Source organism: Pseudomonas frederiksbergensis (assembly GCF_003732275.1).
In the GTDB taxonomy this organism is placed as follows: domain Bacteria; phylum Pseudomonadota; class Gammaproteobacteria; order Pseudomonadales; family Pseudomonadaceae; genus Aquipseudomonas; species Aquipseudomonas frederiksbergensis_H.
On the sequence record NZ_MOBM01000002.1, the window covers coordinates 151,285 to 164,822 of the forward strand.

The window sequence follows — 13,538 nt, forward strand, 5'->3', positions numbered from 1 at the left end:
GAGCGCCTTTTCAGGGGCAGTTTTGGCGGTTTCGCGGCAGAACCGACCAAAGCGACCTATAACGTAGAAAATACGCCTGCTGAAACGTTTAATCTAGAATGTTAGGCACGTTACTCGATAATGTCTCATCCTTGAAGTCCAATTGTCGGATCTGCTGCGACAATGGTCGCCTGCCCGAATCGGGTAGGATTGACGAAAATGTCGGGCAAACTCGAACAAAAAAGGAAAACCCGGGTTGAAACTCAGTGATATTGCACAGTTGGCCGGCGTCTCCGTGACCACCGCCAGTTATGTCATCAACGGCAAGGCTGAACAGCAACGCATCAGCAGCGCCACCGTCGAGCGCGTGCGCGCGGTGGTCGAACAACATGGCTTCACACCCAACCCTCAGGCCGCCGGGTTGCGCAGTCGGCACACCCGCACCCTGGGGTTCATTCTGCCGGACCTGGAAAACCCCAGTTACGCGCGAATCGCCAAACTGCTGGAACAAGGCGCCCGGGCTCGCGGCTATCAACTGCTGATCGCCAGCTCCGACGATGCGCCGGACAGCGAACGGCAATTGCTGCAACTGTTCCGCGCCCGGCGCTGCGATGCGCTGATCGTCGCCAGTTGCCTGCCGGCCGGCGACGACAGTTATCGCCAGTTGCAGGCCAAAGGCATTCCGATCATCGCCATCGACCGGGTGATGGAGCCTGAGCACTTTTGCTCGGTGATCAGCGACGACCGCGAAGCCAGTCTGCAGCTTACCCGCAGCCTGTTGGACCCGTTGCCCAAGCAGATCGCGCTGATCGGTGCCCGTCCCGAATTGAGTATCAGCCAGGAACGGGCGGCAGGTTTCAAGGAAGCGCTGAACGGCTTCAAAGGCGAGGCGCTGATCGAGCACGGCGAGTCGTTCAGTCGTGAGTGCGGCAAACAATTGATGGAAGAGTTGCTTCAGCGCCTGGGCCATTTGCCGGATGCGCTGGTGACCACCTCCTACGTGCTGCTTCAGGGCGTGTTCGATGCTTTGCACGACTTCCCGCTGAAAACCCGCCCGCTACGTCTGGGCACTTTCGGTGATACGCAGTTGCTGGACTTCCTGCCACTGCCGGTCAACGCCATGTCCCAGCAGCATCAACTGATCGCCGACAAGGCTTTGCAACTGGCGTTGGCGGCCATTGAACAGGCCGATTACCAACCCGGCGTGCAGGCCATCGCGCGGACCTTCAAGCAGCGTATTCATCAGGACTGAGCCGTGGAACTGATCGACACCCACACTCATCTGGATTTCCCGGATTTCGACGTGGATCGTCAGGCGCTGTTGGCCGAGAGCCGCGCCCTCGGCGTGCGGCGGATGGTGGTACTGGGGGTTTATCAGGCCAATTGGCAGCGGGTCTGGGACCTGGTGCAAAGCGATCCAGATCTGCATGCGGCGTTCGGTTTGCACCCGGTGTATCTGGATGACCATCGCCCTGAGGATTTGACCGAACTCGGTGACTGGCTGACGCGTCTGGCGGGCCATCGACAGCTATGTGCGGTGGGCGAGATCGGTCTGGATTACTTAATCGAAACTTTGGATCGCGAACGCCAGCAAGTGCTGTTCGACGCCCAACTGCAACTGGCGGCGGACTTCAATCTGCCGGCGCTGATTCATGTGCGACGCAGCCACGCGGCGGTGATTGCCACGCTCAAACGGTTTCGCTTGAAACGCGCGGGGATCATTCATGCCTTCGCCGGTAGCCAAGAAGAGGCCCGCGAATATATCAAGCTGGGTTTCAAACTCGGCCTCGGCGGCGCCGCGACCTGGCCGCAGGCCCTGCGCATGCACCGAGTGCTCGCCGGTTTGCCCGTTGAATCGGTGGTACTGGAAACCGACTCACCGGACATGGCGCCCGCGATGTTCCCCGGCCAACGCAACAGCCCGGCTCATTTACCGGCGATCTGCGAGGCACTGGCCGCCCTCATGGCGATCAGCCCCGAACAACTGGCTGTCGCCAGCACGGCCAATGCGTGTGAGTTGTTCAACTGGTAGTCAGTCGCCACACACATTCCCTGTGGGAGCGGGCTTTTGTGGCGAGGGGGCTTGCCCCCGTTCGGCTGCGAAGCAGTCGTAAACCAGACAACTTGATCTGTCTGGACGGACGCCGGGGGCCGCTTCGCGACCCAACGGGGGCAAGCCCCCTCGCCACAAAAGCCCGCTCCCACATTTGTTCCGGGGTGCTTTTTAAACCCGGAACGCGCTGATCAATTGTTTGAGTTCCACCACCTGCGCCGACAACGCTCGGCTGGCATTTTCAGTCTGGTGCGCGCCGTCGGCGGTGCGCTCACCGGCGCGATTGATCTCGACGATGTTCTGGTCGATGTCGTGAGCCACCGCTGTCTGCTGCTCTACGGCGGCGGCGATCTGCTGGTTCTGGTCGACGATCATGCCGACGGCACCGAGGATGTTTTCCAGCGCCTGCTGGACCTTTTCCGACTGCCCGACTGTGCCCTTGGCCATCTGATGGCTGGTGCCCATCGCCTTGACCGCCGCCCCGACACCGCTGTGCAGCTTGGCAATCATCTGCTCGATTTCTTCGGTCGATTGCTGGGTGCGTTTGGCCAGGGTCCGGACCTCGTCCGCCACCACCGCAAAACCACGGCCCTGCTCGCCCGCACGCGCGGCTTCGATGGCCGCGTTGAGCGCCAGCAGGTTGGTCTGTTCGGCGATGCTTTTGATCACTTCCAGCACACGACTGATGGACTGGCTGTCGCTGGCCAGTTGATTGATCACCCGCACCGACTGATCGATCTCACTGGCCAGTGCAGCGATACTGCCCTGCTGAGACTCCACCAGCCCGCGCCCGCTAATGGTCTCGTCGTTGACGCTGTGGGCGCTGCTGACGGCCGCCGCGGCACTGCGCGCCACCTCCAGCGACGTGGCTGACATCTGGTTCATCGCGGTGGCGACCTGCTCGATCTGCGTGCGCTGCCCCGTTACCGCCTGATTGCTCTGGGCAGACACGTTTTCGACCTGGCCGGCTTGGCGCTCGACCTCACTGACGGTTTGGCCCACCCGCTCGATCAGGTCATGGATCTTCTTCACGGTGCCGGTGAATACCTCGCCCAACTCGCCCAGTTCATCGCGGCTGTTGGCGCTGAAGGTCACAGTCATGTCGCCGGCCGCCACCTTGTCCATCACCGCGCCAAGACGCTTGAGGGTGGTGCGGGTCGAGGCGTAGAAACCGCCATAGAGGTAAAAAATCAACACAAACACCACCGCCAATGCCACCGCCTGCAAAATCATGTGGGTGCGATGTTGCTCCAGTCGCTGCTGCAACTGGGTACCGAGAAACTTCAAAGTGGCTTCATTGAGTTGGTAGGTCTGGTCGATCAGGGCCGTGACCTGATCGTAAAAGCCCTGCCACGGCGCATCGAGGGTGTCAGCCATCACCACCTGTTCTTCGAACAGTTCACTGGCCTTTTTTAGGGAGGCCTTGCTGCTTTCGGCCTGAGCGGCCAGGGTTTCGTGCGCCGCTTTACTGGAGCCCAGAGCATCCTGCAATTTCAGACCGTATTCGGCCTGAAGCTTTTCGATCTGCGCCAGCAACTCATCAAAACGGGTGCTCGACGCCGAATTGAGAAAGCCCTGCCCTAACGAGTATGAACCCATCGCCCGGCCTTCGCCGAGTGTCTGGGTGACGGCTGGCGTGACGTTGGTAATCAGCTCGCTCAGCTGACGCATGTCGCTCTGGCTGTCGCGGCTCAGGCCGGCCTGACTGGCAATGACCTGGCTGAAAATCTGCGCATTGCCGAGCAATTTGCCGATCAGCGCACTTTTGCTTTGCAGGGAGGTTTCCGTTTGCTGGGCCTTGAACGCGGCGATCATTTCATCGCGCTTGCCATCGAAAAAGGTGATTTGCTCCGGGTCAGTGGTCATCGCCGCCAGCCCTTGCAAACGGGTCAGAACGCTTTGCTCCAGAGCGCTGATATTCGATTCGACATGACCGGCCTTGCCGAACTGGCCAAGGGTGACGTTGATCTGCACGAGGTTGTTCAGGGTTTCCAGGTCCCGGCGCAGGCTCAGGCCGCTGCCCAGCAGGTCAAGGCTCTGCAGCTCGACCCGAGTGCCCTGGAATTCGCGATAGGAGTCGCGCACCAGATAGAAGTTGGTCACCAGCATCGGCACGAGGAACAGCACGCTGATCAGGCTGAACTTCATGCCGAAGCTCAAGCGGTTCATCAGCGCGACGGCGGGATAGAGCAAGCTCTTCACTGTGAAGTCTCCCTTTGATTTCTTATTTTTATGGCAGGCGCGCAGAGACAGCAGATAGCCACTATTGGCGCTATCTCTGTATAGCCTAAATCGACGGAGGGTTTTGTAACTTAAGGTTAACGAAAAAGATCGCAGCCTTCGGCAGCTCCTACAGATTCACACGATTCCTGTAGGAGCTGCCGAAGGCTGCGATCTTTTCGATTCAAAGCAGAAGTCAGGACAAAACAGTCCACAACGCAAACCCGGCATACCAAAGCACTGCCGCGCGCAGCAGTAGTTCCCAGATCCGGTCGAGGCTGTTGATACCGTCCGGCCCGACCACCGGCGCCGGAATTTCACCGGCCACCAACCCGACCTTCTCGATCAGTTGAGTGGCGCTGATGTTCCAATTCAGTAGCTCGTGCAGCATCACCCGGCCGACCGCGACAAAGTTGCCGACCAGCGCAAAACTCGCCGCCAGCAGTCGCACCGGCACCCAATCGAACGCATGACGCAGCTGTGCCGCTCGCTCGACCACGGCCGGGTTCTGCCCGTGCTCCTCGGCCAGCGCCAGCAGTCGATAACTCAGTGCGGCAACCGGGCCCAGCAAGAAATACCAGAAGATGACCGCGAAAAAGCTCTGATAGGCCTGCCACAGCAGATGCCCTTCAACTCGCTCCAGCAGTTGCTCGCCGCTGTCAGCGCAAATATTCAGGTCGCGTTTGGCCACATGAGCGGCGGCTTGCAGGTCTTCCCGGCGCCAGGCATCGCGAAACGGCCCCAGGTCGGCCAGCAGATCACCACGGCCCAGACTGTAAATCACCACCAGCAGATGCACCGGCAACGCCAGCAAGCCGTAAGCCACCGGCTCCAGCACCAGCAACAGCAAACCCAGCAGCGCCACCGGCAACAACACCAGCACCACCAGTATCAGCCACGGACGGTTTGTCATGCGTGGGTTGGTTTCAAGCTTGTTCAGCTCGCGCACCCAGCCGCCATCACGTTGAACCCGATGGCGCAGGGCCGAGAACTTCTCGATCCACACCGCCAACAGCAGCACCAGAAAACTCATTGTTACTCCTTTTTTTCCAGAGCAGCTTTTGCCAGAGCCGCGCGATAGCGTGCCCAGTCAAACGCCGGTCCCGGATCAGTCTTGCGCCCGGGTGCGATATCGCTATGCCCGCAGATACGTTGTGCGGTGATACCCGTGAAGGCGCTTTGCAGCTGTCGCGTCAGGGCCGTCAACGCTTGATATTGGGCGTCGGTGAACGGCAGATCATCCGTGCCTTCAAGCTCGATGCCCACGGAAAAATCGTTACAGGTTTCCCGTCCTTCGAAACACGAGACGCCAGCATGCCAGGCACGCTCAAGACAAGAGACAAACTGAGTGACGGTGCCGTCACGTTCAATCAGAAAATGCGCAGACACCCGCAGGTCGGCGATCCCTGCAAAGTAGGGATGTTCCGTGACATCCAGACGATTCTGGAAAAATTCCTGCACCTTGCCGGTCAGAAACTGCGCTGGCGGCAGACTGATGTTGTGGATCACCAGCAGGGAAATTTCGCCCTCGGGGCGTGCATTGAAGTTGGGCGAGGGGCATACGCGCACGCCCTGACACCAACCGCTCGCGGGGTCCAACTGCATACAGGTTCCTTCAACGACGACTGTGTTGGTACCCAGTATGCCGCGATAGACCCTCCGCGCGCGATCACTTGCCGCGATTGAGACGCCGCAGGTTGCCCAACACCGACTCCAGCGCCCGGTCGAACAGCAAGGTGTCGTCCAGCGTTCGCACCGCGCCACGCCGGAATTCCAGAGCCAGGCCGGTACGGCTGTGCTCCAGCACTTTCATCCCGGTACGGTTGACGAAGATGTATTTGTCGGTGGCTTCAATGATCGCCACCAGCTTGCCGCGCAGGGTGTTTTCCTCGTCTTCCTGAAACTCGACCCAGCAGCCCAGGTGCAGCTGATCGACCTGAAGCAGAGCAACATCGTCCTCCGGCAAACGCATCGATGCCGTTTCGACCGGGCCTTCGTCAGCGGTGCGAAGCACGATTTCCTGCTGCACTTCGACCATCATCGGTGCGTCAACAGCCGTGCTTTTCTGGCCCGGACGTTCGAACAACTGAAGGTGCAAAACTTCCAGCTCGCTGAAAAACTCGCCGGTGGCGAACGGGTCGAATGCCGAGCTGTTCAAGCCATCGCGCAACGACTTGAGCAACCCCGGCACCAGCGACAACAAGCGCAGGCTCGCGTCGGGTTCGTCATGGCGTTGCACGCTCCAGATCAATTGCGCCATGGTCTGCACATCTGCATGCCATTCGGCGGACTGATCACCGTGCTTGAGGCAGGTCAGCAACAGCACTTTGCTCCAGGCCTCCTGGACAAACGCCACCACGCGGTGCGGCAGCACCTTGCCCACCAATGCCTGATTCAGCGCCTGCTCGACGCGCTGACGCGCCAGTTCGGTCCTGGCACGACCTTCTTCGGCGTCACGGGTGCGTTGCTCGAGTAATTCGCTGCGACGGCGTTCGTCACTGGTGAAGGCGAGAAAATCCGCCAGCAATTCGGAGAAGATCGCCGGGTCATCGACAAAGTCGTTCAGCAAACGCTGCACCACTTGCTCGATGCGCAGGTACAGGCTGTCGCGCTCATGGTCATCGCACTCGCCCCAGCCCATGGCCGCAGCGGCGATTTCGTTGAGTAAACGCCGGGCCGGATGGCTGCTACGACTGAAGAAGCTCTTGTCGAGCACCGCGACTTTCAGCATCGGGATCTGCAAACGGCCGATCAGCGCCTTGAGGGAGTCCGGCAGGTTACGGTCATCGAGGATGCATTCGAAGAGCATGGCGATCAGGTTGATCACGTCTTCGTCGGCCACCCCCACCACGCGCGACTTGCCGCTTTTGACGCTGACCCGGGTCAGCAGTTGTTCGAGCTGATTACGCAGATCGAAGTCGTCCGGAGCCGCCAGCTCCGGTACGTATTGCTGCAAGTGCGAGAGCAGGCGCAGCAGGTCGCGGGTTGAAATGGGCTGGGTCTGGGCGCTGACTTCCAGGGTCGGCGCAACGCTGCCACGCACGTGGAACAGCAATTCCTGCAAGGCGGCGAAGACTTCCTGCACGCCCTCGTCAATCTGTGTATTGCCAGTCCTTACGCCTGTCTCGGCGGGGTCAGCACGAACACTCGCAGCCGCCCGATCGGTGGCACGCCGCGCCGGGGCGGGCTTGAGGTCCGGCAGCACGCCGGTGGCGATCAGCAGTTGATTGGCTTCGGCGTAAAGCTGATCAGCATTGCTGAGCACATAACGTTCGAACAGCTTGAGGATGATCAGCTTGACCTTGATCTCCATGCCCAGGTTGCGCCCGGCCTGCAAGAAATACTCGCAAAGCAGCGTCGGCCCCAAGGGGTTGTACTGCTCGACCAGCGTCTTGCTCAACAGTGTGCTGAGTCGGGCGGTGAGCTGGTCGAGGGCGAAACCGTCGCGATTCAGCACTTTGCCGACCATCGCCTCCACCGCCACGTTGCGCTCCATGTCGTCATTGGGCATCGACGCCGAGGCATCGAAAGCCAATGCCCGGGGCAAGGCAGCTTGGGAAATGTCGTACTGCGCGAGGCTGACGAAGGCCTCCAAGAATTGCTCGAGAAATCCGCGTTCGATGCTTTTGCGCTTGAGGCGCAAATCGCGCATGGCCTCGAAGAAGATGTTTTGCTCGACATCATTTCGGGCCCGGTCGGCCATTTCGAACAGGGTGTCGTCGGCGTTATCGAACAATTCCTGCAAACCTTGCTTGAGTTGTTGAGCGGCCTTGTCGCGAACCTGAAGCAGAATCACGGGCAGGCGGGCGAGCGGCGAGTGAGTCGCCTGGTCGGTAGCGGCCTTGTGCAAAGGCACTACATTCCCGTCGTTGTGCATCCAAGCCTCCTGAAACGGTGATTCTTCGGTTCGGTTCGATAAGAAAGTCGAGCACGCCATACAGCCCATGCTCAACGGACAGTCACCACCCGTTGTCATTCAATAATCGGGAACTCAACGTTACGTCAAAGCTATGACGTCAAATGCAAGGCGAATTATCTGCAAAAGACTCTCCTTGTGCCAGCAGACTCTGCCCGCCCCCAAGAAATAGACGCCTAAGAAAGACCCTTGCTTAGCGCGGATTGCTCGCATGAATCGACCAAATGCAGGTTCACGAACGATGGAATGGCCGCTGACGCCTTGGGTTGCCTCGCAGCATGGCCCTATAATCGGGCCACTTTGTTTGTGGAGCCCGTTATGCCGAATCTACGTCTCGCCGATTTGACCGCCGAAATCGAAGCCAACGTGCGCCGTGCGTTGCTCGAGGACATCGGCAGCGGCGACATCACCGCACAATTGATCCCGGCCGAACGCCTGGCTAAAGCCACCATCATCACTCGCGATGCGGCTGTCATTGCTGGCACCGCGTGGGTGGATGCGGTTTTCCGGCAATTGGACCCGCGAGTTGCCGTTCATTGGCAGGTGCGCGACGGCGAACGGGTGAAACCCAATCAGGTGCTATTTCATCTCGAAGGCCCGGCGCGCTCGCTGCTGACGGGTGAGCGTAGTGCTCTTAATTTCCTGCAAATGCTGTCCGGCGTGGCCACTCGCGCGCAATACCTTGCCGATTTCGTCACCGAAACCCAGGTGAAGTTGCTCGACACACGCAAAACCTTGCCGGGGCTGCGTCTGGCCCAGAAATACGCCGTAACCTGCGGCAGCTGCCACAACCACCGCATCGGCCTGTATGACGCCTTCCTGATCAAGGAAAACCATATCGCCGCTTGCGGTGGCATTCCTGAGGCTATCGCAGCCGCGCACAAGATCGCCCCGGGCAAACCGGTGGAGATCGAAGTGGAAAGCCTGGCGGAGCTGAAGGAAGCACTGGCGGCGGGTGCCGACATCATCATGCTCGATGAACTGAGCCTGGATGACATGCGCGAAGCCGTGCGCCTGAACGCTGGCAAGGCAAAACTGGAGGCCAGCGGCGGTATCAACGAAAGCACGTTGCTGCCAATTGCCGAAACCGGGGTGGATTATATTTCGATTGGTGCGATGACCAAGGATGTGAAGGCTGTGGACCTGTCGATGCGCTTAAGCCTCTGACCGAGAAAACGCCCGATTCAAAGGTGGGAGCGGGCTTGCTCGCGAAGAGGGTGAGTCAGTCGACGTAATTGTCGCCTGACTCACCGCTTTCGCGAACAAGCCCGCTCCCACAGGTCAGACCACCAGATTATTCATCTCGCAGTACTCTTCCCACTCGACGCCCAATACCTCGGCCGCCTCCTTGTGCAGCGCCAGGCGCGCAGCCTCGTACTCTTCCGGGCTTGAGGTGTACTTGAGCGTCAGTTCCCACGGCTGCAAGCCCTGAGCTTCTGCTTCATCCTCAAACGCCCACTGGATCTGGTCTTTCTGATCGTCGGCTGGCAAGTCCTTGATCTCTTCGGCTAGCTGGGGCGACTCAAGCAGGTACTTTTTAAGCGCTTCTTCGTGTCTGGCTTCTTGGCTCAATTCTTTAACAGTCATGGCGTTCTCGCTGATCTGGGGAATGGAAGATGGATCTGGATCATCAAGGATCTCTCTGACGCAAAAAACCGTTTGAAGCCCGGTTTGTCTGGCCTTCAGAACCATTCGGGATCATCTGAAAACTGCTGGGCGATGCTCATGCAGACAACGAATATAGGACGTTTTGTCGAGGATTCACACGGGTCTTTACATCTATTCCACAAAAAGCCACGAGCATAAGGTGCAGGAGCCCTTGGGAACATAAGTCGAAATCCCAAGTCATAGCGATGTGCCATATCGGCACTTCACAAGGAACCCCAGTGATGCGCAGTTTTTCGAGGCTTTTGTCTGCCCAGCTTGCCACCGCTACCCTGCTGCTCGGCAGCCTGACATTGGCCAGCGCTGCTCAAGCGGCTGTCGAAGTCACCTCTGACCCTTCGCTGTACTCCGACAAAATCTCCGCCCTCCACAATTCATTCGGCAAGGACACACTCGTCAGAACCAGCGTCAGCATCGATGATCTGGAAAGCCTGCAAAAAACCGCGAAGGCCAATGCCGCCGAACTGGAAAGCCAGAAGCGCACCCTCAGCGAGCAGGCCCGTCAGATCGAAGAACTCAAACGCAACAGCGGTTCCAGCTCAAACTCCAGCAGCAAGGAGATTGACGATCTCAAGCGCACGGTCAATGAGCAGGAACGCGATCTGAACAACCTTGGCAAGCAAGTGGAAGAGCTAAAGCGCAACAGCGGCTCCAGCTCAAGCTCGAACAACAGCGAAATCTCCAGTCTAAAACGGGAGATGAGCGATCAGGATCGTGCGATGGATCAGCTCAAACGCACCGTCGAGGACCTGAGCAGAAAGGTGAAGTGAAGAAGAGAATGGTGCCCGAGACAGGAATCGAACCTGCGACCTTCGCGTTACGAGTGCGCTGCTCTACCGGCTGAGCTACACGGGCTGTGGGCTAAACCTAGCACTGGCTTCGGGGTCCGGCAACTTGGCGCACCGCAAAATCAAAAGATCGCAGCCTTCGGCAGCTCCTACACGAGCCAATGTAGGAGCTGCCGAAGGCTGCGATCTTTTGATCTTTCTGCACACAAAAAAATGCCCCGTCGTTTTCACGGCGGGGCATTTTTTATAACGTTGAAGCGGTCAGGCTAAGGGGGTGATTAAACGCCCGAAGCCTTGGCTGCTGCTACGTCTTTGATGGACAGCTTGATACGGCCGCGGTTGTCCACGTCCAGTACCAGTACTTCCACTTCCTGGCCTTCTTTCAGGATATCGGTCACTTTTTCAACGCGAGCATCGCTCAGCATCGAGATGTGAACCAGACCGTCCTTGCCTGGCAGGATGTTGACGAATGCGCCGAAGTCGACGATGCGCTCAACCTTACCAACGTAGATCTTGCCGATCTCGGCTTCTGCGGTGATGCCCAGAACGCGCTGACGTGCTGCTTCAGCCGCTTCCTTGGTTTCGCCGAAGATCTTGATCGAACCGTCGTCTTCGATATCGATCGAAGCCTTGGTTTCTTCACAGATCGCACGAATGGTCGCGCCGCCTTTACCGATGACATCACGGATTTTGTCGGTGTCGATTTTCATCGCGATCATGGTCGGAGCGTTTTCCGACAGCTCGGTACGCGACTGGCCAATGATCTGGTTCATCTGACCGAGAATGTTCAGGCGCGCTTCCAGGGCTTGGCCCAGAGCGATTTCCATGATTTCTTCGGTGATGCCCTTGATCTTGATGTCCATCTGCAGCGCGGTAACACCTTTGGCGGTACCCGCTACTTTGAAGTCCATGTCGCCGAGGTGATCTTCGTCGCCCAGGATGTCGGTCAGGACGGCGAATTTCTCGCCTTCTTTAACCAGACCCATGGCGATACCGGCAACCGGTGCCTTCATCGGAACGCCGGCATCCATCAGAGCCAGGGAAGCACCGCAGACCGAAGCCATGGAGCTCGAACCGTTGGACTCGGTGATTTCCGAAACCACACGAATGGTGTACGGGAACACGTCGGCAGCAGGCAGCATGGCCTGAACCGAACGACGGGCCAGACGGCCGTGACCGATTTCGCGACGACCAGCGCCACCCATGCGGCCACACTCACCTACCGAGAACGGAGGGAAGTTGTAGTGAAGCATGAACGGATCTTTTTTCTCGCCTTCCAGGGTGTCCAGCAGCTGTGCGTCACGGGCAGTACCCAGAGTCGCGACTACCAGGGCCTGGGTTTCGCCACGGGTGAACAGTGCCGAACCGTGGGTCTTCGGCAGAACACCGACTTCGATGTTCAGCGGACGTACGGTCTTGGTATCGCGACCGTCGATACGTGGCTTGCCGTTAACGATGTTTTCGCGAACGGTGCGGTATTCGATTTCACCGAAAGCCGCTTTGACTTCAGCGGAAGTCGGCTGACCTTCTTCACCGGACAGGTTGGCAACAACCTGGTCTTTCAGCTCGCCCAGACGTGCATAACGGTCGGCTTTGACGGTGATGGTGTAAGCCTGGGAGATCGCTTCGCCGAACTCGGCGCGGATAGCACCCAACAGGGCGGTGGCTTCTGGCTGTGGAGCCCAGGTCCAGGTTGGCTTGGCAGCTTCAGCGGCCAGTTCCTTGACGGCGTTGATCACCACCTGGAACTCGTCGTGAGCAAACAGTACAGCGCCCAGCATCTGGTCTTCGGTCAGCTCTTTGGCTTCCGATTCAACCATCAACACGGCTTCCGAAGTACCGGCAACGACCATGTCCAGGCTCGAAGCTTTCAGCTGTTCGTAAGTCGGGTTCAGCAGGTAGCCGGTGCTTTCATGGAACGCAACGCGGGCAGCGCCGATCGGGCCATCGAAAGGAATGCCGGAGATGGCCAGGGCAGCCGAGGTACCGATCATCGCAGCGATGTCCGGATCGGTCTTCTTGCTGGTGGAAACGACGGTGCAGACAACCTGCACTTCGTTCATGAAGCCTTCTGGGAACAGCGGACGGATCGGACGGTCGATCAGTCGGGAAGTCAGGGTTTCTTTCTCGGAAGGACGGCCTTCGCGCTTGAAGAAACCGCCAGGGATCTTACCGGCAGCGTAAGTCTTTTCCTGGTAGTGAACGGACAGAGGGAAGAAGCCCTTGCCTGGATCGGCTTGTTTGGCACCGACAACGGTCACCAATACGCTGACGTCGTCGTCAACGGTGACCAATACTGCGCCGGAGGCCTGACGGGCGATACGGCCAGTCTCGAGGGTAACGGTCGACTGACCGAACTGGAATTTTTTGATTACCGGGTTCACGGTGTCCTACCTTCTTTTGTGGCTCTTGGGGAACTTGTCTTCTTGCGAAATTCTTGGGCAATGTCGGGAATCGGCCCAACGCCTGTCCAGGGTAAAACGTATATCCAGATAAAACTTGAGGCTGGGAGCCTGCCATGCGCCAGCGGGAAACCCACTGACGCACGACAGACAACCAACCTCTAGCGCAATCGCTTATTAGCGACGCAGACCCAGGCGACCGATCAGAGCCTGATAACGGCCCAGATCCTTGCCTTTCAGGTAGTCCAGCAGCTTACGGCGCTGGTTTACCATGCGGATCAGACCACGACGGGAGTGGTGATCTTTACCGTTGGCCTTGAAGTGACCTTGCAGTTTGTTGATGTTGTGGGTCAGCAGTGCAACTTGCACTTCTGGCGAACCAGTGTCACCAACAGCTTGCTGGTAGTCAGCTACGATTTGAGCTTTTTCTTGAACGTCGAGAGCCATGAGGCAATCCTTTTATCAGGAAACTGTTTCAAAGAAACAGCTTCAACAGGCCAGGGACAAATCCCTGT

The 13,538-nt window shown here is 58.5% G+C and carries 11 protein-coding genes, 1 tRNA gene and 1 pseudogene; 4 read left to right on the plus strand and 9 right to left on the minus strand.

The features are described 5' to 3' along the window. Nucleotides 1-235 precede the first annotated feature (235 nt). Both cra and BK662_RS01030 read left to right on the plus strand, forming a co-directional pair. Nucleotides 236-1,231 (plus strand): catabolite repressor/activator, encoded by a 996-nt coding sequence (gene cra, locus BK662_RS01025; RefSeq protein ID WP_007900424.1) that lies wholly within the window; start codon nt 236-238, stop codon nt 1,229-1,231. A gap of 3 nt (nt 1,232-1,234) precedes the next feature. Beyond that, nucleotides 1,235-2,011, plus strand: a complete 777-nt coding sequence (locus BK662_RS01030; protein ID WP_123355961.1) for a TatD family hydrolase — start codon at nt 1,235-1,237, stop codon at nt 2,009-2,011. Between the two features lie 192 nt (nt 2,012-2,203). On the opposite strand, the gene BK662_RS35740 is transcribed toward BK662_RS01030, so the two are convergent. From BK662_RS35740 to BK662_RS01055, 5 genes and pseudogenes are all read right to left on the minus strand, one after another. Then, entirely contained in the window at nt 2,204-2,917 is a 714-nt protein-coding gene (locus BK662_RS35740; protein ID WP_375538977.1) for a methyl-accepting chemotaxis protein, read from the minus strand. A 144-nt stretch (nt 2,918-3,061) separates the two neighbouring features. Further along, nucleotides 3,062-4,201: pseudogene (locus BK662_RS35745) on the minus strand (HAMP domain-containing protein); the annotation flags it as partial. A gap of 247 nt (nt 4,202-4,448) precedes the next feature. Continuing rightward, a complete protein-coding gene (gene ampE / locus BK662_RS01045; RefSeq protein WP_123355967.1) occupies nt 4,449-5,285 on the minus strand; it encodes a regulatory signaling modulator protein AmpE in 837 nt (278 codons plus the stop codon). A gap of 2 nt (nt 5,286-5,287) precedes the next feature. Further along, on the minus strand, nt 5,288-5,857 hold the full coding sequence (gene ampD / locus BK662_RS01050; RefSeq protein ID WP_123355968.1) for a 1,6-anhydro-N-acetylmuramyl-L-alanine amidase AmpD: 570 nt from the start codon (nt 5,855-5,857) through the stop codon (nt 5,288-5,290). Nucleotides 5,858-5,921: 64 nt separating this feature from the next. Continuing rightward, complete coding sequence (locus tag BK662_RS01055; RefSeq protein WP_123355970.1) at nt 5,922-8,129, minus strand: DUF1631 domain-containing protein; 2,208 nt, start codon at nt 8,127-8,129, stop codon at nt 5,922-5,924. 357 nt (nt 8,130-8,486) lie between these two features. On the opposite strand from BK662_RS01055, the gene nadC reads away from it, so the two are divergent. After that, nucleotides 8,487-9,335 (plus strand): carboxylating nicotinate-nucleotide diphosphorylase, encoded by an 849-nt coding sequence (gene nadC, locus BK662_RS01060; RefSeq protein WP_123355973.1) that lies wholly within the window; start codon nt 8,487-8,489, stop codon nt 9,333-9,335. A gap of 114 nt (nt 9,336-9,449) precedes the next feature. On the opposite strand, the gene BK662_RS01065 is transcribed toward nadC, so the two are convergent. Beyond that, entirely contained in the window at nt 9,450-9,755 is a 306-nt protein-coding gene (locus BK662_RS01065; RefSeq protein WP_123356110.1) for a DUF6388 family protein, read from the minus strand. Nucleotides 9,756-10,057: 302 nt separating this feature from the next. Between BK662_RS01065 and BK662_RS01070 the strand changes: the two genes are divergently transcribed. Next, complete coding sequence (locus BK662_RS01070) at nt 10,058-10,603, plus strand: hypothetical protein (RefSeq protein ID WP_123355975.1); 546 nt, start codon at nt 10,058-10,060, stop codon at nt 10,601-10,603. A gap of 9 nt (nt 10,604-10,612) precedes the next feature. Here the strand turns inward: BK662_RS01070 and BK662_RS01075 are convergent. The 3 genes from BK662_RS01075 to rpsO form a co-directional block, all read right to left on the minus strand. Further along, nucleotides 10,613-10,688: transfer RNA gene (locus BK662_RS01075), tRNA-Thr, on the minus strand. Nucleotides 10,689-10,899: 211 nt separating this feature from the next. After that, nucleotides 10,900-13,005, minus strand: coding sequence for a polyribonucleotide nucleotidyltransferase (gene pnp / locus BK662_RS01080; protein ID WP_052965657.1), 2,106 nt, complete (start codon nt 13,003-13,005; stop codon nt 10,900-10,902). Between the two features lie 195 nt (nt 13,006-13,200). Continuing rightward, nucleotides 13,201-13,470, minus strand: coding sequence for a 30S ribosomal protein S15 (gene rpsO, locus BK662_RS01085; protein WP_003176135.1), 270 nt, complete (start codon nt 13,468-13,470; stop codon nt 13,201-13,203). Nucleotides 13,471-13,538: the final 68 nt, after the last annotated feature.